Origin of the sequence: Bradyrhizobium sp. Ghvi (assembly GCF_900115265.1) — a bacterium.
GTDB lineage: Bacteria > Pseudomonadota > Alphaproteobacteria > Rhizobiales > Xanthobacteraceae > Bradyrhizobium.
Window position 1 is genome coordinate 72883 of the sequence record NZ_FOVU01000016.1, and the last position, 17226, is coordinate 90108.

Annotated in this window: 17 protein-coding genes; 9 read left to right on the forward strand and 8 right to left on the reverse strand. The window is 64.3% G+C overall.

Annotation, left to right across the window (positions count from 1 at the left end):
- Positions 1-683 precede the first annotated feature (683 nt).
- From BM374_RS34120 to BM374_RS38975, 9 genes are all read left to right on the forward strand, one after another.
- On the forward strand, positions 684-1586 hold the full coding sequence (locus BM374_RS34120; RefSeq protein ID WP_244552796.1) for an NAD(P)/FAD-dependent oxidoreductase: 903 nt from the start codon (positions 684-686) through the stop codon (positions 1584-1586).
- Between the two features lie 171 nt (positions 1587-1757).
- Complete coding sequence (locus tag BM374_RS34125; RefSeq protein WP_092302931.1) at positions 1758-2924, forward strand: cytochrome P450; 1167 nt, start codon at positions 1758-1760, stop codon at positions 2922-2924.
- Positions 2925-3436: 512 nt separating this feature from the next.
- Positions 3437-4387 (forward strand): sulfonate ABC transporter substrate-binding protein, encoded by a 951-nt coding sequence (locus BM374_RS34130; protein WP_092302880.1) that lies wholly within the window; start codon positions 3437-3439, stop codon positions 4385-4387.
- A gap of 38 nt (positions 4388-4425) precedes the next feature.
- Positions 4426-5379 carry a sulfonate ABC transporter substrate-binding protein gene (locus tag BM374_RS34135; protein ID WP_092302882.1) on the forward strand — a complete coding sequence of 318 codons (954 nt, stop codon included), beginning with the start codon at positions 4426-4428 and terminating at the stop codon, positions 5377-5379.
- 8 nt (positions 5380-5387) lie between these two features.
- The gene (gene ssuD / locus BM374_RS34140) at positions 5388-6554 is read left to right on the forward strand and encodes an FMNH2-dependent alkanesulfonate monooxygenase (protein WP_244552797.1); all 1167 of its coding nucleotides are present in this window, start codon (positions 5388-5390) and stop codon (positions 6552-6554) included.
- Complete coding sequence (gene ssuC / locus BM374_RS34145; protein ID WP_092302886.1) at positions 6551-7357, forward strand: aliphatic sulfonate ABC transporter permease SsuC; 807 nt, start codon at positions 6551-6553, stop codon at positions 7355-7357. Before ssuD ends, ssuC begins: the two co-directional genes overlap by 4 nt.
- Positions 7358-7365: 8 nt before the next feature.
- Positions 7366-8202 carry an ATP-binding cassette domain-containing protein gene (locus BM374_RS34150; RefSeq protein ID WP_092302888.1) on the forward strand — a complete coding sequence of 279 codons (837 nt, stop codon included), beginning with the start codon at positions 7366-7368 and terminating at the stop codon, positions 8200-8202.
- Positions 8203-8234: 32 nt separating this feature from the next.
- Entirely contained in the window at positions 8235-8816 is a 582-nt protein-coding gene (locus tag BM374_RS34155; RefSeq protein WP_092302890.1) for a flavin reductase family protein, read from the forward strand.
- Positions 8817-8906: 90 nt separating this feature from the next.
- Positions 8907-9062 (forward strand): hypothetical protein, encoded by a 156-nt coding sequence (locus BM374_RS38975; RefSeq protein ID WP_177248732.1) that lies wholly within the window; start codon positions 8907-8909, stop codon positions 9060-9062.
- Between the two features lie 110 nt (positions 9063-9172).
- Here BM374_RS38975 and BM374_RS34160 read toward each other — a convergent pair whose 3' ends face one another.
- The 8 genes from BM374_RS34160 to BM374_RS34195 all read right to left on the reverse strand — a co-directional run bounded on the left by BM374_RS34160 (position 9173) and on the right by BM374_RS34195 (position 17219).
- Complete coding sequence (locus BM374_RS34160; protein ID WP_092302892.1) at positions 9173-10321, reverse strand: M20 family metallopeptidase; 1149 nt, start codon at positions 10319-10321, stop codon at positions 9173-9175.
- A 168-nt stretch (positions 10322-10489) separates the two neighbouring features.
- Positions 10490-11875, reverse strand: coding sequence for a sigma-54-dependent transcriptional regulator FlbD (gene flbD, locus BM374_RS34165; RefSeq protein WP_092302894.1), 1386 nt, complete (start codon positions 11873-11875; stop codon positions 10490-10492).
- A gap of 53 nt (positions 11876-11928) precedes the next feature.
- Positions 11929-12279 carry a flagellar motor switch protein FliN gene (gene fliN, locus BM374_RS34170; protein WP_092302896.1) on the reverse strand — a complete coding sequence of 117 codons (351 nt, stop codon included), beginning with the start codon at positions 12277-12279 and terminating at the stop codon, positions 11929-11931.
- Between the two features lie 3 nt (positions 12280-12282).
- A complete protein-coding gene (locus BM374_RS34175) occupies positions 12283-12903 on the reverse strand; it encodes a FliH/SctL family protein (protein ID WP_092302898.1) in 621 nt (206 codons plus the stop codon).
- Complete coding sequence (fliG, locus tag BM374_RS34180) at positions 12903-14000, reverse strand: flagellar motor switch protein FliG (protein WP_092302900.1); 1098 nt, start codon at positions 13998-14000, stop codon at positions 12903-12905. The genes BM374_RS34175 and fliG overlap by 1 nt, the downstream gene beginning before the upstream one ends.
- 33 nt (positions 14001-14033) lie before the next feature.
- Entirely contained in the window at positions 14034-15647 is a 1614-nt protein-coding gene (fliF, locus tag BM374_RS34185; RefSeq protein WP_092302902.1) for a flagellar basal-body MS-ring/collar protein FliF, read from the reverse strand.
- A gap of 183 nt (positions 15648-15830) precedes the next feature.
- Positions 15831-16106 carry a CtrA inhibitor SciP gene (gene sciP / locus BM374_RS34190; protein ID WP_002714638.1) on the reverse strand — a complete coding sequence of 92 codons (276 nt, stop codon included), beginning with the start codon at positions 16104-16106 and terminating at the stop codon, positions 15831-15833.
- 405 nt (positions 16107-16511) lie between these two features.
- Positions 16512-17219 carry a flagellar hook assembly protein FlgD gene (locus BM374_RS34195; protein ID WP_092302904.1) on the reverse strand — a complete coding sequence of 236 codons (708 nt, stop codon included), beginning with the start codon at positions 17217-17219 and terminating at the stop codon, positions 16512-16514.
- Between the last annotated feature and the right edge of the window lie 7 nt (positions 17220-17226).

Here is a 17226-nt window from a genome sequence, read left to right on the forward strand (position 1 = left end):
GATCGAACGCGACAGTCCGTCTTCCACCATAACTCGCCGAGCTCAATTTCCGCCAAATCTCGATGATGATACGCGCGCTCGATTGATTGAAAGATCTTCTTCGCGTCATCGATCGAGAGCGCAAATGACTGTATGACTTCGGAGCCCCCGCTGCCTACTGACACCAGTTCCACTTCCGCCTCCGGAACTGACACAAGGAAGTATACTCCTCGCGTCAATTCGACTCGTGTGAACGTGCTGAGGTACGATGATCTCCCCGAGCGGCACTCGGAGATTTCGTTTCCCAAGAACCGCGCAAGCGTTCGCAGCAAAATAATCATCTTCCGAAGGCACATGAACGGTATCTTGACCAAAATCAACGGCGATAGCATGGCGTGATGCTAGCAACCTGATCGCGAGCTGCAAACTGCTCTTAGCTCGATCAGGTGCGCTTCGGGGCGCGATCAGCTACCCCAGCCTTCCCCCGAGCGTGTCCCCTCATGGCCCAAAAGCGAACGCTCGGACCTATCAGTATGCGCGGTCGTGGCGCTCCGAGTCTGCCGTCTCTGGGAGGGCACTAAACGGCGAAACCGGGGAACACCTTCAGTCTCATCTAGCGCTGGGAACGAGATTAGTGCTGAGCGTTTGATAGCAAGGTGCGCGCTCCGGCTGCTCGGCGCGCGGTGGCCTGACCGAAAGCGCCTATGATGCCTTCTTCTGATGAACCCGATGTTCTCGACTGCCTCGTCATCGGAGGCGGGCCGGCCGGGCTCACCGCCGCGCTTTATCTGGCGCGCTATAGGCGGTCGGTCGCGGTCTTCGATGCCGGCCGCAGCCGGGCAGAATGGATCCCGAGGAGCCGCAATTACCCCGGCTTCCCGTCCGGCATTTCCGGCCATGAGCTCCTTGTCTTGCTGAGCACGCAGGCATCCTCCTACAACATCTCGCTCATCAGCGCCCGCGTGGACAGTCTTGCTCGAAGCGGCGATTTGTTCGAGGCCAGCTTCGAGGGCGGCACGGCATTGACGCGAAGCGTTCTTCTGGCCACCGGCATCGTCGATATCGAACCCGAGATCGACGGGCACGATGAGGCCGTGCATCGCGGCCTGATCCGCTACTGCCCCGTTTGCGACGGGTTCGAGGCGGCCGACAAGCGCATCGGCGTCTATGGCGCAGGCACTGGCGCGGTGAACAAGGCAAAATTCCTGCGCAGCTACTCGCGCGATGTCGCTCTCGTTCTCTCGGACGACGAGGTCCTCGACGAGGAGGATCTCCGCGCATCCGGCATCAGGCTGATCCGCGCTCCCGATCGATTGCGCATCGAAGAGCGGAGCATCGTTGCCGTGTGCAATGAGGGGGAAACGACGTTTGATGTGTTCTATCCGGCGCTCGGCTGCAAGGCCGGCTCGAGCCTTGCAAGCCGCCTTGGCGCCGAGTGCAATGATGTGGGATGCCTCGAGGTGGACGCGCATCAGCAGACGACGGTGCCGGGCATCTACGCGGCGGGCGATGTCGTTTCCGATCTTCACCAGATCGCGGTCGGCACCGGCCACGCGGCGATCGCGGCCACCCACATTCACAAGACATTGCCGCCCAATCCCCGGTGAGAGGGACCTGAACGGCTAGTCTCGCTTGTCGAACCCTCGCCCCAATGTCTGCCGCCGCATCGATCTCGGCTCGGACACCCCAAGCTGCCCGTCCCCATCGCTAGGGACAGACACCAGCGGCCGAGTTCGTTAGTCTTGCCTGAAAGCGACGAGAAACCCGGGGAGACCGCCTTGAGCACCGCGCCGCGCATCGACATCGACCCGGCCGCGTTCTGGGCCGACCCCTATCCGATGCTTGCCAAGATGCGCAAGGAGGCGCCGATCGCCTTCGTGCCGCAGCTCGGCTCGACGCTGCTGACCAGCCGGGACGACATCTCGATCTCCGAGAAGCAGATTGACGTGTTCTCCTCGCACCAGCCCGCCGGCCTGATGAACCGGCTGATGGGCCACAACATGATGCGCAAGGACGGCGAGGCGCATCAAATCGAGCGGCGGGCCATGTTTCCGACCGTGTCGCCGAAGACGGTGAAGGCGCACTGGACGGCGCTGTTCCAGGCCCATGCCGACCGCATTCTCGATGCGATCGAGCCCGGGCGGATCGACCTCATGCGCGACTTCGCGCTGCCGTTCTCCGGCGAGTGCCTGAAGTCGATCACCGGCCTCACGAACATCGGCTTTGCGGACATGGATGCGTGGTCGCAGGGCATGATCGAGGGCATCGCCAATTACGGCGGCGATCCCGCGATCGAGGCGCGCTGTCATGCCGCGACGTCGAGCATCGATGCCGCCATCGACGACATCCTGCCGGTGATGCGCAAGCGCCCGGATCAGAGCATTCTCGGCGTGCTGCTCGCCTCCGGCATGCCGATGGAGAGCGTGCGCGCCAACGTCAAGCTGGCGATCTCGGGCGGTCAGAACGAGCCGCGCAAGGCGATCGCCGGCACCGTGTGGGCGTTGCTGACCCATCCCGAGCAGCTCGATCTCGTGCGCAGGGGCGAGGTGACCTGGCTGCAGGCGTTCGAGGAATATGCCCGCTGGATCTCGCCGATCGGCATGTCGCCGCGGCGCATCGCCAAGCCGTGGACCATTCGCGACGTCTCCTTCGAGCTCGATGAGCGCGTGTTCCTGATGTTCGGTTCTGCCAACCGGGACGAGAAGCATTTCGAGCGCGCCGACGAATTCGACGTGCGGCGCGATACCTCGAAGAGCGTCGCCTTCGGCGCCGGCCCGCATTTCTGCGCCGGCGCCTTCGCCTCGCGCGCGATGATCGCCGACGTCGCGCTGCCGACCTTGTTCGCACGCGCCGGCCGCATCGAGATCGCCGACGATGAGCCGGTGCGGTTCGGCGGCTGGGCATTCCGCGGGCTGCAGAACCTGCCGGTGAGGTGGGTGCACTAGCTTGAAGAGCGCGCCCTTGCCGCAATTGCGGTGTCATCGCCCGGCCAGTGCGCAATTGCGCACCAGGACCGGGCGATCCAGCACTCCGGGACAGGTGTGGTTGAGTCGATGAGCCGCGGCGTACCGGATTTCCCGCCTTCGCGGGAATGACAGCGAGTCCGGCGGACGCAGCTCCGCGCTCCATCCCAGCGCCGTCATGATGCCATCATGCTCCTGTTTTGCCCGACGGGTCAAAGAGAATTTCGGATAATTCGTAGGTTGTGGTTTGCCTGCTCCGGCTACTGTGCATGGGGTTGTTTTCGCGTTTTCGTTCCTCTGGTGCGAGCTCTCGCTTTCCCGTGCGGAAAAAATCCCCCTGTATCATCGCGCGCGCTTGAAAGATTAATCATGAATCTCGCCACGCGCGCAGTGCTCGTATCGCTATTTTCCTGATCGTCTCGACACGTCTCCTGCTCCGCACCATCATCCTGCAAACATCAACGATGACGGCCGCACGCGGCCGGGAGCCTGTAATGCAACGTCGTGACTTTCTGAAACTATCCGCTGGCACAGCAGCCGCGTCGGTGTTCCCGCCGCGCGTCCGTGCGCAGGGCGTGCTGAAGGAAATTCGTATCGGCTACCAGAAGACCGGCGTGCTGGTCATCACGCGCCAGCGGGCGACGCTGGAAAAACATTTCGCATCCCAGGGCATCGAGGTGAAATGGGTCGAATTCTCATCGGGGCCGCCGATGATGGAGGCGATGAATGTCGGCAGCGTCGATTACGGTGCGGTCGGCGATTCGCCGCCGGTGTTCGCGCAGGCCGCCGGTGCCGCCATCGTCTATGCCGCCGGCCAGCCCATCACCAACGGCCAGGGCATCCTGGTGCCCAAGGATTCGCCGATCCGTTCCATCGCTGACCTGAAGGGCAAGCGCATCGGCTTCACCAAGGGCTCCAGCGCCCACAATCTCGTGGTGCAGACGCTGGAGAAGGCGGGGCTCACCTACGCCGACATCACCCCGGTCTATCTGACGCCGCCGGACGCAGGTCCCGCCTTCGCCAATGGCAGCATCGAGGCCTGGGCGATCTGGGATCCATACTTTGCGATCGGCGAGACCAAGCAGAACGGCCGCATCCTGATCAACGCGCGCGAGGTGACCAAGACCAATTCGTTCTACATCGCCAACCGCGAGTTCGCGCAGAACCACAGCGCGATCCTGCAACAGATCGTCGGCGTGACCACCGCCACAGGCCAATGGGCCGAACAGCACCGCGACGAGGTCGCAAGGTCGCTGGCGGCGATCACGGGTGTTCCACTGGACATCCAGACGGTCGCGGCCGATCGCGCGAATTTCGTGATCGGCCCCCTGACCGACGACATCGTGACGACGCAGCAGGGCGTCGCCGACCGCTTCTATAAGCTCGGCCTGATTCCGAAGCCGATCGTCATCCGCGACATCGTCTGGCGCAACCCGGCAGCCTGACCGTGCCGATCCATCTCCCCAATTCAGGAGGCTTGAACATGAGGCGTATCAGTCAGCGCCTGATCGCGGCCATCGTGCTGTCGATCGGCATCGTCGCCGCGGCGGTCGGCACGTCCTACGGTCAGGACAAGATCGTCCGCATCGGCTACCAGAAATACGGCAAGCTGGTGCTGCTCAAGAGCAAGGGCACGCTGGAGCCGAAGCTGGCTGCGGCCGGTTACAAGGTGGTGTGGACCGAATTCCCCTCCGGTCCGCCGCTGCTCGAAGCGCTCAACGTCGGCGCGGTCGATTTCGGCAACACCGGCGAAGCCCCGCCGATCTTCGCGCAGGCCGCCGGCGCCCCGATCCAGTACGTCGCCTATGAACCGCCGGCGCCGAAAGGCGAAGCCATCCTGGTGCCCAAGGAGAGCCCGCTCAAATCGGTCGCCGATCTCAAGGGCAAGAGGGTCGCCTTCAACAAGGGCTCCAACGTCCACTATCTCCTGGTCAAGGCGCTGGAGAAGGCGGGACTGAAATACTCGGAAGTCGAGCCGGTCTTCCTCGCGCCGGCCGATGCGCGCGCCGCCTTCGAGCGTGGTGCGGTCGATGCCTGGGTGATCTGGGATCCGTTCCAGGCGGCGGCGGAAGCCGCCACCGGCGCGCGCACGCTCGCCGACGGCAGCGGCGTCGTTGCCAACTACCAGTTCTATTTCTCCTCGAGGAAATTCCTCGGCGATAACCCCGAGATCGTCGACATCGTGCTCGCCGAACTCAGCACGATCGACGATTGGGCCAAGGGCGACATCTATGCCGTGGCCGAGCAGCTCGCTCCGGCGATCGGCTTGTCGGTGCCCGTGGTGGAGGTCGCGCTGAAGCGACAGGCCTATGGCATCAAGCCGATCACGGATTCCGTCGTCGCCGACCAGCAGCAGGTGGCCGATACGTTCTTCGCGCTGGGCCTGATCCCCAAATCCATCAATATCTCCGAGGTGGCTCGGAAGTCAGGGTCATGAGCAAAGTCATGAGCAAGCAAGCAAACGCCAACATTCTCTGGTTCCTTCCGACCCACGGCGATGGCCGTTATCTCGGCACCGGCATCGGCGGCCGCGAGGTCAATTTCAACTATCTGCGCCAGATCGCGCAGGCCGCCGACCAACTCGGCTATTACGGCGTGCTGCTGCCGACCGGGCGGTCCTGCGAGGATTCCTGGATCGCCGCCTCGAGCGTGGCGCCATTCACCGAGCGGTTGCGCTATCTCGTCGCCGTGCGCCCGGGCCTGCAATCGCCGACCGTCGCCGCACGCATGACCGCGACGCTCGATCGCGTCACCAACGGCCGGCTGCTCGTCAACGTCGTCACCGGCGGAGATCCCGTCGAGAACAAGGGCGACGGCATCTTCCTCGGCCATGACGAGCGTTACGAAGTCACCCGCGAGTTCTTGGGCGTCTATAGCGACCTGCTCGCGGGCAAGACCGTCAATGTCGATGGCAAGCACATCCGCATCGAGGATGGCAAGCTGCTGTTTCACCCCGTGCAGTCGCCGCGGCCGCCGCTCTATTTCGGCGGCTCGTCGGACGCGGGCATCGACGTCGCGGTCGACACCGTCGACAAATATCTCACCTGGGGCGAGCCGCCGGCGCTGGTCGCCGAGAAGGTGGCGAAGGTGAGGGACATCGCGGCCGCTCGGGGCCGCAAACTCTCCTTCGGTATCCGGCTGCATGTGATCGTTCGCGAGTCCAACGAAGAGGCCTGGCGTGCGGCGGGCGAGCTGATCAAGCATGTCAGCGACGAGACCATCGCGGCCGCGCAGAAGAACTTTGCCCGCATGGACTCGGTCGGCCAGCAGCGCATGGCGCAGCTGCACGGCGGCAAGCGCGACAAGCTCGAGATCGCTCCGAACCTCTGGGCCGGTGTCGGCCTCGTGCGTGGCGGCGCCGGCACGGCGCTGGTCGGCGATCCCCAGACGGTCGCCGCGCGTATCAAGGAGTATCAGGACATCGGGATCGATACGTTCATCATGTCGGGCTATCCGCATCTGGAGGAAGCCTATCGGTTCGCCGAGCTGGTCTTCCCGCTGCTGTCGCTGGAGCAGCCGAGCAACGTGACCAGGCTGCACTTCAACGGCGGCCCGTTCGGCGAGTCGGTCGGCAGCGACTACCGTCCGCAGCACAGGGTTTCGCAATCATGAGCCTGATCGACAGTGTCTCTCTTCCCCGCAACTTCCGCCTGACGCGGATGGATGGCCTGATCCAGTGGATCCTGCCGCTTGCCATTATCGCGATCTGGCAGGTCGCGACCGTGACCGGCTTCGTGCCGACCCGCGTGCTGCCGGCGCCGAGCGACGTCGTGCTCGCCGGCTGGAAGCTGCTGCTCTCCGGCGAACTGATCCGCAACATCTGGGTCTCGTTCTGGCGCGCCTCGATCGGCTTTTTGATTGGCGGCAGCATCGGTTTCGCTTTCGGGCTCGCCAATGGCTTGTCGCAGCTCTCGGCCAGGCTCACCGACACGATGCTGCAAATGGTGCGCAACGTGCCGCATCTGGCGCTGATCCCGCTCGTCATCCTCTGGTTCGGCATCGACGAGAGTGCAAAGCTGTTCCTGGTGGCGCTCGGCGTATTCTTCCCGATCTACCTCAACACGCTGCACGGCATTCGCACCGTCGATCCGCAGCTGATCGAGATGGGCCGCATCTACGGCATGAGCGATGGCGAACTGTTCCGCCGCGTCATCTTCCCGGGCGCGCTGCCCTCGATCTTCGTCGGCATCCGCTTCGCGCTCGGCATCATGTGGTTGACCCTGATCGTCGCCGAAACCATCGCCGCGTCCTCAGGGCTCGGCTACATGGCGATGCAGGCGCGCGAGTTCATGCTGATCGACGTCGTCGTGCTTTCGATCCTGATCTACGCGCTGCTCGGCAAGCTCGCCGACAGCGCCTCCCGCGTGCTGGAGCGGGCGACGCTCGCCTGGCACCCCGCCTTCCAGAAACGTTGAGAGTGACAATGCAGACAGCGCTTCGTGCGGCCTTTTCCGAGAGCGAACTCGCCAGCCGCGCCAATTTCGTACCCCATGCCCGCGCGGCACGCGAGGAGCGGCCGGTTCACACCAGCGGCCTGCCGCTCAGCATCCGCGGCTTGCGCAAGTCCTTCGGCGACAATGAGGTGCTGCGCGGCATCGATTTGCACATCCCGGTCGGCCAGTTTGTCGCGATCGTCGGCAAGAGTGGCTGCGGCAAGAGCACGCTGCTGCGCCTCATCGCCGGCCTCGAAAAGATTGACGCCGGCAGCATCAGCTTTGGCGACGAAGTCCAGGCGGAAGACATCCGCGTGATGTTTCAGGAGCCCCGGCTCTTGCCTTGGGCGCGGGTGCTGGCCAATGTCGAGGTCGGTCTCGGCCGCGACCGTGCCACCAGTGATGCGCAATTGCGCGCGGAAAAAGCGCTTGCCGAAGTGGGCCTCGCCGACAAGCGCGACCAGTGGCCGTCGGTGCTGTCGGGCGGCCAGAAGCAGCGCGTCGCGCTCGCCCGCGCGCTGGTCTCGCGGCCGCGTGTGCTCGCCTTTGACGAGCCGCTCGGTGCGCTGGATGCATTGACCCGGATCTCGATGCAGCGGCTTCTGGAGCGGGTCTGGCGCGACCAGGGCTTTACCGCCATCCTGGTAACCCACGACGTCTCCGAAGCAGTCGCCTTGGCCGATCGGGTGCTGGTGATCGAGGAGGGGCGGATTGCCCATGACGTCATGGTTAACGCCAGCAGACCGCGCGAGCGGGGCTCGGTCGAGCTTGCCGGCCTTGAAGGCTCGATCCTGAGCCATCTTTTGTCGGCGGATGATCGTACCTAAATAGACGGAAACCCCAGTTCGGGGAGAATGCCATGAATCTAGTCCCTCGCGAGCTCATGACCGAAACCGCCGTCTCGTCCGCCGATTTTCGCGGCGCCATGCGCCACCTCACCGGCGGCGTCAGCGTCATCACCGCCGGACGGGGCAAGGACATCACCGGCATGACGGTGACGTCCGTGACCTCATTGGCGGTCGATCCGCCGACGCTGCTGGTCAGCGTCAACCGCGATGCCTCGTCCTTCCCGCTGATCCGCCGCCACGGTGCGTTCGGCGTGAATATCCTCGCCGCCGATCAGCTCGATGTCGCCGAACGTTTTGCCGGCAGGGGTGGCTTGAAGGGGGCTGATCGTTTCGCGGGCAGCCAGTGGGTCACGGCCGTATCCGGCGTGCCGCTGCTGGTCGGCGCCCTGTCCGCGGTCGATTGCGAGGTCGAGGACATCATCGAGCGGCACTCGCATGGCATCGTCATCGGCCGCGTCAGGAACATCAAGAACTCGGCGCGGTCAGCGGCGCTTGCCTATTGGCACGGCCAGTATGTGGCGGTGGACCAGGACGAAGACGCCGCAAGGCTCGCCGAGATCAGCGTTCCCGCCCGCAGCCGCCGCGGCGTTTGATCGCCGCAAGCGTGCGCAGGCTGGCCTTTTCCGCGTCATCGCTCTAGAAGCGCCCTGAGCCGTTGCGCCGCGACGGCAATGGAGCGAACGATGAAACGCGTCGGGACCTGGGCCTTCTATGCCGTCGGCGCGCTGGCGATCGCCTATCTCGTGCTCTATGCCTATGCGATGTTCCGCGGCCAGCAATTCGTGCCCGGCGATCCCATCCACATCTTCCGCAAGCCAGACGCGCCGAGCTATTCGTAAGGCTCTCTCCTCGTCATGGCCGGGCTTGACCCGGCCATCCACGCGCAACTGCGATTGACGAGAGACGTGGATGCCCGGTCGAGCCCGGGCATGACGGAGTGCGAGGCTGACTATCCCTTTAGGATCGCCAGCGCCAGGGCCTGCGCGCGCGGCACGATACTGTCGAGCTCCAGATATTCCTCCGGCGTGTGCGCGAGCCCACCGACCGGCCCGAGGCCGCAAATGGTCGGCGTGCCCACTGCGGCGGTGAAGCCGGAATCGGCGCAGCCGCCGGAGAACTCGCCCTGGAGCGTCGTGAGGCCAACCTGCCTTGCGGCGGCCTGATAGCCTTCGAACAGCGCCTTAGAGGCCTCGCTCTGCACGACCGGCACGAACTCGCCCTTGATCGTCAGCGTTGCACTGGTGCCTGGAACGAAAGATGTCGCGACGATCTTCTCGATCGCGGCCATCACCCTCGCGCGGTCGGCCGGATCGACATAGCGCATGTCGATCTGACCCTCGGCGTAAGGCGCGGTCGTGTTGACGGACTGTCCGCCCGAGACGAGGCCGACATTGAGCGTGATGCCCTTGTCGAGATCGGTCAGCGCGTGGATATGAACGATCTTGTGCGCGAGCTCGCCGATCGCGCTGACGCCCGCAGCAAAGTTCGCGCCGGAATGTGCCGCCTTGCCGGTGATGGCCATATGCATGAAGATGCCGCCCTTGCGCCCGGTGACGACGTTGCCCGTGGGGCGGCCCGGCTCGGAATTGAACACGGCACGCGCGGAGCGCCCTTCGCGTTCGATCACGGGGCGCGACGATGGCGAGCCGATCTCCTCGTCCGACGTGATCAGGACCTTGATCGGATGCGGGTTGCCGCCGAATTTATGGAAGGCGGTCGCCACGAACACGTTCATGACGAGGCCGGACTTCATGTCGGCGACGCCGGGACCGTAGGCGCGACCATCCCGGATCGTAAAGGGGCGACGCTTGGCTTCATCTTTGCCGAACACGGTGTCGCGATGCCCCATCAACAACACCGGCTTTTCGTTGCTGCCGGGTTTCGTCACCTCGGCATGGATCGCGTCGCCGAACGTGGCGTTGGCCTCGCGCCGGAACGGGATGCCATGCTCGGAAAAATGCCGCTCGAACCGCGCACCGACCGCATCGACGCCTTCCTTGTCATAGGACCCGGAATCGATGTTCACGACGTCGCGGAGCAGATCGATCATCGCCTGCTTCTGCGACGCCAGCCAATCCGTGATTTGAGCTTCAGACATGTGCTTCCTCGCGTGGGTGTCACGCGGGGTTATAGGGCCTGGCGTGGCGGTGACCTAGTCGCGAGATGCGGTGCGGCCATGTGTTCGCCCCATGCGGGCTACCATTTGGCAAAAACAAAATGCCCGGACTGTGCCCGGGCATTCTCATCCTCCACCTTTACTGGATCCCTACGCCCCGATCATCGGCATCCGCGAATGTTCGCCCGGCGTTCCCGCCGGAGTGATGGGGATGCCGCCGTCGGCGTATTCGTTCAGCTTGTTGCGCAGCGTGCGGATCGAGATTCCCAAGATGTTGGCGGCGTGGGTGCGATTGCCCAGGCAGTGTTTCAGCGTCTCCAGGATCAGGTCGCGCTCGACGTCCGCCACGGTGCGTCCCACGAGCGCACGCGTCACCTGCTCGGCGGCCATGGTCGCATGCGCCACGGCCGGCGCGGTCTTGGCGAGGTCAAGGCGGTCGCCGTCCGGCGTAATGATCGCATCGGCGCCGATCTCGTCGCCCTGCGCCATCAACACAGCGCGGTGCATGGTGTTTTCGAGCTCGCGGACATTGCCCTGCCAGCGGTTGGCGGAGAGCACGCGTTTGGCTTCCGCCGAGATCGGGCGCAGCGGTACGCCGTTGGCTTCGGCGTATTTCTTCACGAAGTGCTGGGCGAGCTCGAGGATGTCGGCGGGGCGCTCGCGCAGCGGCGGGATCTTCAGATTCACGACGTTGAGGCGGAACAGCAGGTCTTCGCGGAAGGTGCCTTCGCGCACGGCATCCGCCAGGTTGCGGTTGGAGGTCGCGATGATGCGGATGTCGACCGGGACCGGCTTGGTGCCGCCGACGCGATCGATCACGCGCTCCTGGATAGCGCGGAGCAACTTCGATTGCAGGCGGACGTCCATCTCGGAAATTTCGTCCAGCAGCAGCGTGCCGCCGGTCGCCTCCTCGAACTTGCCGATGCGGCGGGCGACCGCGCCGGTGAAGGCGCCCTTCTCGTGGCCGAATAGCTCGGACTCCAGGAGATGCTCGGGGATCGCGGCACAGTTGATCGAGATGAAGGGACGCTTGGCGCGGGCCGAACGGGTGTGGACGTAGCGGGCCAGTACCTCCTTGCCCGTGCCGGATTCGCCGGTGATCATCACCGAGGCGTCGGAGCCAGCGATCTGCTGGGCCAGCTTGATGACGCGCGCCATGGCGTCGTCGCGATAGACCAGCTCGCGTGAATCGTTGGCGACAGCGGCGAGCACCGCTGCGATCAGCTCCGGCTCCGGCGGCAGCGGGATGTATTCCTTGGCGCCGGCGTGGATGGCGGCGACCGCGGCGCGGGCGTCGTTGGTGATGCCGCAGGCGACGATCGGGGCGTGGATGTGTTCGGCCTCCAGTCGCATCACGAGGTCGCGGATGTCGAGGGCGACGTCGACCAGCAGGAGGTCGGCGCCCTTGCCGCTGCGCAGCACGCGCATCGCCTGCTCGTGATCCTCGGCATGCGTCACGGTGGCGCCATTGTCCATCGCAATCTTGGTGGCGGTGGTGAGCTGGCCCTTCAATGTGCCAACGATGAGAAGCCGCATGTCAGTCTCCTGTCCGTCTGGTCGCGCTGCCGCGCTTCATTCCCTGCGTTGCGTTAACCGCGTTCCGTCCTGATGATTTCCGTCATGGTCACACCGAGCTTGTCCTCGACTAGGACCACCTCGCCGCGGGCGACGAGCTTGTTGTTGACGTAGATATCGATGGCCTCGCCGACGCGGCGGTCGAGCTCGAGCACGGTGCCGGGCCCGAGCTTGAGGAGCTCGCCGACATCCATCTTGGAGCGGCCGAGCACCGCCGAGACCTGCACCGGCACGTCGAAGACGGCCTCGAGGTCGGCCGCGACACGCGCCGCATATTCGTCCTCGTTGTAGCCGACGTCGGCGCCGGTGGGCGGCAACGGGCCGTTGAGATCGGGCAGCGGGACCTGTCCGTCGGTGTCGCTCATGGCTTAGTTCCCCTTGCGGGACGCGATATAGCGTCCGACCATGTCGTCGATCTTGGCTGCGATGGCGCTGCGCTCCAGCACAACGCCGCCATCGGCCCATTCGATCCGGCAGTCGCCGGTGGCAATTTCAGGTTCGGCCAGGATCACCAGCCGTCCTTCAAAGCCGCTCTGCTTGGCGAGCCGCTCGATCTTCTCGCGTGCGCTGTCATAGAGGGCGTCGTTGATGCGAACCACGAGATGCGGCGTCGCGACCAGGTGCGAGAAGCAATCCTTGACCAGCGCCATGATCTCGCCGAGCGGCTCGGCGTCGATCAGGTCGGCGCAGAGCTTGCGCGCCACCGCGATCGCGACCTCGACCGCCTCGGTCTCCATCTTCGTTTCGATGTTGCCGATGCCCGACGCGACGCCCCGGATACCGATACTGATCTCTTCCATCGCAAGCGCGACGCGGCGGTCGCTCTCGGCCTTGGCCTCGCGCTGGCCTGCGGCAAAGCCGTCCTGGTAGGCGCGCGCTTCGGCTTCCGCGACCTTCTGCGCGATTTCGGCCGCGGTTGCGGCCTTCTCGCGCGTCCGGTCGGGCGCGGCAAAGTCGGTATCGAACAGGAATTTGGCGGGGGCGCCCATCAATACACCAGCTCGTCGTCAGCGCGGTTCTTGGTCAGCATGATCTCGCCCTTCGCGGCGAGGTCCTTGGCGAGATTGACCAGCAGCGCCTGGGCCTCGTCGACGTCGCGCAGCCGCACAGGTCCCATCGCCGCCATGTCGTCCTGCAGCATCTTGGCCGCGCGCGAGGACATGCTGCCGAAGAAGAAGTTGCGAACGTCCTCGTTGGCGCTCTTCAGCGCCACGCCGAGCTTGTCCTTGTCGACGTTGCGCATCAGCGTCTGGGCCGAGCCGGAATCGAGCTTCACGAGGTCGTCGAAGGTGAACATCAGCGCCTTGATGCGCTCGGCCGATTCCCGGTTGTCCTCTTCGAGCGAGGTGATGAAGCGGGTTTCGGTCTGGCGGTCGAAATTGTTGAAGATTTCCGCCATCACCTCGTGAGCGTCGCGGCGGCGGGTCTGCGACAGGTTCGACATGAATTCGGTGCGCAGCGTCTTCTCCACGCTCTCGATCACCTCCTTCTGCACCGCTTCCATCTTCAGCATGCGGTTGACGACGTCCAGCGCGAGGTCTTCGGGGAAGATGCCGAGCACGCGCGCGGCATGCTCCGGCTTCAGCTTCGACAGCACCACGGCGATGGTCTGCGGATATTCGTTCTTGAGGTAGTTGGCGAGGACCTCTTCCTGCACGTTGGAGAGCTTCTCCCACATGTTGCGGCCGGCGGGGCCGCGGATCTCGTCCATGATGCCGTTGACGCGCTCCGGCGGCAGATATTGCTGGAGCAGGCGCTCGGTCGCGTCGAAATTGCCCATCAGCGCGCCCGAGGCCGACATGCGCGAGACGAATTCGAGCAGCATGTCCTCGACCGTGTCGACTTCGACGGTGCCGAGCGTCGACATTTCCAGCGAAAGCTGACGAACCTCGTCGTCGTCGAGCAGGCTCCAGATCTTGCCGCCATATTGCTCGCCGAGCGCCAGCATCAGGATCGCAGCGCGGCGGGGGCCGGTCAATTGCTCGGGGCCCTTGCCGTCCTTGGTCCGGTTGCCGGCGCGCTGACCGAGCGTGGAGATCACGCTGGTGATGTCGTTCGAGTTGGCGTTTTGCAAGGAGGCGGCCATGTCAGATCACTGCTTGATTCACTTGGCTAAGGTTCACTTGGTGGGCTCCGTCAGCCATTGACGGATGATGGCGACGGTTTCGTTGGGGTTGCGCTCGGCGAGCTCGCCGACGCGATGAACGGACTGGGCATGGACCTGGCCCTGGATGGTGGCGACGTCGATCGCGCTGGCGGCGCCGCCCGGGATCAGCGCCTGGCCGGCGGCAGGCGCGGCCTCTTCGGAGGCGGCGGGGCCGGAGAGCACGCCTGATATGGCGGCGGCGACTTCGTCGGAGGCGAGGATGCGCTTCACCAGCGGGCGGATCACCATGAACATCACGACGAGGCCGAGCAGCATCATCACGCCGAGCTCGACGAAATACATGATGTCGTCCTTGGTGAACTGCAGCATGCCGAGGAAGCCGGAGGGCTCTGCGATCGGGGCGGTGGAGGGCGCGTCAGCAAAGCGCAGATTGACGACCTCGACCTGGTCGCCGCGCTTCTGGTCGAAGCCGATCGCAGAGCGCACCAGGGTGGCGATGCGGTCGAGCTGCTCCTTGGTGCGGTCCTGATAGGCGAGCTCGCCCTTGTCGTTCTTGGTGTAGATGCCGTCGACCAGCACCGCGACCGAGATGCGGTTGACCCTGCCAGCCTCGGTCACCTCGGTCTTGGTGGTGCGGGAGATCTCGTAATTGTTGGTCTCCTCGGACTTCTTGGTCTGGTCCTTCGCCGGCACGCCGCTGTTCTGCTGGTTGCCGGGGAGTTCGTTGTTGACGGTGACCTGGCCATTGGTGTCGGCGGTGAGGCTGCTCTCTTCGCGGGTCTGGGTCGAGCGCAGCACGCGGCCCTCGGGATCGAACTTGTCCGAGGTCTGGGTGATCTTGTTGAAGTCGAAATCGGCGGAGAGCTGGACGCGGGCGCGGCCCGAACCGACCACGGAGGAGACGATGTCCTCGACCTCCTTGCGCAGCCGCTTTTCGAAGGCGATGCGCCGGTCGTCGCCTGCGGCCTGCTCCGGATCGGTGGCGGCGCCGTCGGCGAGCAGCTGGCCGGCCTCGTCCACGATCGACACCCGCTGCGGTTTCAGGCCGTTGACGGCGGAAGCGACGAGGTGGCGGATGGCGCGGATCTGCTGAGCTTCGAGCGAGCCGCGGACCCGCACCACGATCGAGGCGGACGGCTCCGGCGCCTCGCGCGCGAACAGCGGACGCTCGGGCAGGACGAGGTGGACGCGGGCGGCCTGGATCCGGTCGATGGCGCGGATGGTACGGGCGAGTTCGCCTTCCAGCGCACGCAGATGATTGATGTTCTGGACGAAAGACGTGGTGCCGAGGGCGTCCGACTTGTCGAAGACTTCATAGCCGACGCCGCCGCCCTTGGGCAGGCCGCCCTCGGCGAGCTTCATGCGCAGGCGAGTGACCTTGTCCTTGGGCACCATGATGATGCTGCCATCATTGCGTAGCTCATACTGAATGCCCTGGCGCTCCAGGTCTTTGATAATGCTGGAGGAATCCTCCATGCTGAGGTCGGTGAACAGCGTCGTCATCTGCGGCGTGGTGACTCGCATGATGACAAAGGCAAAGAAGCCGATGAGCGCGGCGGTGACCGCGATCATCGCCCCGAAGCGGGCGGCGCCGATACCTTTTAAAAAGTCCGCAAGACCTTGCAAGCAACCGCCCCGACAGATTCGACCCGCATTCCAAGAGCGGACGAGTGGGCAATTATTGCCTAGGTGATGGTTTCGATATGGTTAACGAACGTTAAGAGCTCTGACAAAAGTAGCGAACATGAAAAAAATCGGCCTCGCAGGGCGAGGCCGATTTTCGTCAAAAGCAGCAGATTTCCGGGTCGCTTACTGGCGATATTGCTGGATGCGGGTGGTGCGAAGACCCGCCAGACCATGCTGGTCGATGGAAAACTGCCAGGAGAGGAATTCGTCGACCGTCAGGGTATAACGGCTGCAGGCCTCCTCGAGCGAGAGAAGTCCACCACGCACTGCGGCGACGACTTCGGCCTTGCGGCGGATGACCCAGCGTTTGGTGCCGGGTGCGGGCAGATCTGCAATCGTCAGCGGACTGCCGTCCGGCCCGATGACGTATTTTACCCTCGGGCGATGGGGTTCTGTCATGGCGTACTCACAAACTCTCAACCACTGAACTCACGCCGTAACCCTACGCGTGCCGGCTTAAAAATCCGCTAAGCCTAAGGCTTCAATACAATTCTCGTTGAAACTGGCTGCAACGACGCTGGCCCGGCGGGCTGAAAAGGTAATTTCAGCCGGCCGAGCGGGGTCTTCGTAAATACTCTACTAACGGATGAGCGGGCGGGCGCGCTGGTGCCAGGGTCTCGACTGTCATCCCGGCGCGCGCGGAGCGCGAGCCCGGGATCCATAACCCCAGGCAGGAGTTTGACGAAGACCCGGAGTTCCAGTTTCGCGCTACAACCGCTCCCTGTGGTTATGGATCCCGGCCCCCGTGCGCAATTGCGCACTAGGCCGGGATGACACCATGGGTGGGAAGCAGTGTGACCTTCCTCAATTGCTGCTGGTCGCGACGATGGTCTTCACCTGGCTCAGCGTGTAGCTGTTGCCGTCGATGCTGAGCAGCGGCGGCGACTGGGTCAGGTCGACCGACGAGACCACGCCCTGCACCTGGGCTGCGATGCCGACATTGTTGCCCGCGACATCCTTGCCGGTCGCGGTGATCGTGTACTTGCCGTCGGGCCATTGCGTGCCGTCATTACCCTGGCCGTTCCAGGTGAAGGGAACGTCGCTGGCGGCGCCGGCGGTGTATTTGCCGGTGAATACAGTCTGGCCGCTGGAATTGGCGATGGAAATATCGACGGTCGCATCGGTCGGCACATTGAGATGCCAGGTGGCTGACGAGCTCTTCATCGTTGCGGTGGTGCCGTCGACCACGGCGGTCTTGCCGACGAAGCCCAGCGCCTGCGTCGCCTGCGTGGTCTGCTGCAGGGTGACGAGCTGCGAGAGGGAGTCGTTGGTCTTGAGCTGCTGCTCGACTCCGGCGAACTGCACCAGCTGCTGGGTAAACTGGTTGGTGTCGAGCGGATCGAGCGGGTTCTGGTTTTGCAGCTGCGTGGTCAGCAGCGTCAAAAAGGTCTGGAAGTTGCCGGCGAGCGTTGCGCCAGTGGTCGAGCTCAGGCTCGAATTCGAGGAGGATTTTGGCACATCGGTCGTGCCTGATACGACTGATGGCGCGGTGGCGGCATTCGTGGTGGTCATGGCGAAT

Bases quoted from the DNA above. Each gene is read 5' to 3' on its own strand.
- BM374_RS34120 (WP_244552796.1), top strand. From the start codon at position 684: ATGATGCCTTCTTCTGATGAACCCGATGTTCTCGACTGCCTCGTCATC.
- BM374_RS34130 (WP_092302880.1), top strand. From the start codon at position 3,437: ATGCAACGTCGTGACTTTCTGAAACTATCCGCTGGCACAGCAGCCGCG.
- BM374_RS34135 (WP_092302882.1), top strand. From the start codon at position 4,426: ATGAGGCGTATCAGTCAGCGCCTGATCGCGGCCATCGTGCTGTCGATC.
- ssuD (WP_244552797.1), top strand. From the start codon at position 5,388: ATGAGCAAGCAAGCAAACGCCAACATTCTCTGGTTCCTTCCGACCCAC.
- ssuC (WP_092302886.1), top strand. From the start codon at position 6,551: ATGAGCCTGATCGACAGTGTCTCTCTTCCCCGCAACTTCCGCCTGACG.
- BM374_RS34150 (WP_092302888.1), top strand. From the start codon at position 7,366: ATGCAGACAGCGCTTCGTGCGGCCTTTTCCGAGAGCGAACTCGCCAGC.
- BM374_RS34155 (WP_092302890.1), top strand. From the start codon at position 8,235: ATGAATCTAGTCCCTCGCGAGCTCATGACCGAAACCGCCGTCTCGTCC.
- BM374_RS38975 (WP_177248732.1), top strand. From the start codon at position 8,907: ATGAAACGCGTCGGGACCTGGGCCTTCTATGCCGTCGGCGCGCTGGCG.
- BM374_RS34160 (WP_092302892.1), bottom strand. From the start codon at position 10,321: ATGTCTGAAGCTCAAATCACGGATTGGCTGGCGTCGCAGAAGCAGGCG.
- flbD (WP_092302894.1), bottom strand. From the start codon at position 11,875: ATGCGGCTTCTCATCGTTGGCACATTGAAGGGCCAGCTCACCACCGCC.
- fliN (WP_092302896.1), bottom strand. From the start codon at position 12,279: ATGAGCGACACCGACGGACAGGTCCCGCTGCCCGATCTCAACGGCCCG.
- BM374_RS34175 (WP_092302898.1), bottom strand. From the start codon at position 12,903: ATGGGCGCCCCCGCCAAATTCCTGTTCGATACCGACTTTGCCGCGCCC.
- fliG (WP_092302900.1), bottom strand. From the start codon at position 14,000: ATGGCCGCCTCCTTGCAAAACGCCAACTCGAACGACATCACCAGCGTG.
- sciP (WP_002714638.1), bottom strand. From the start codon at position 16,106: ATGACAGAACCCCATCGCCCGAGGGTAAAATACGTCATCGGGCCGGAC.
- BM374_RS34195 (WP_092302904.1), bottom strand. From the start codon at position 17,219: ATGACCACCACGAATGCCGCCACCGCGCCATCAGTCGTATCAGGCACG.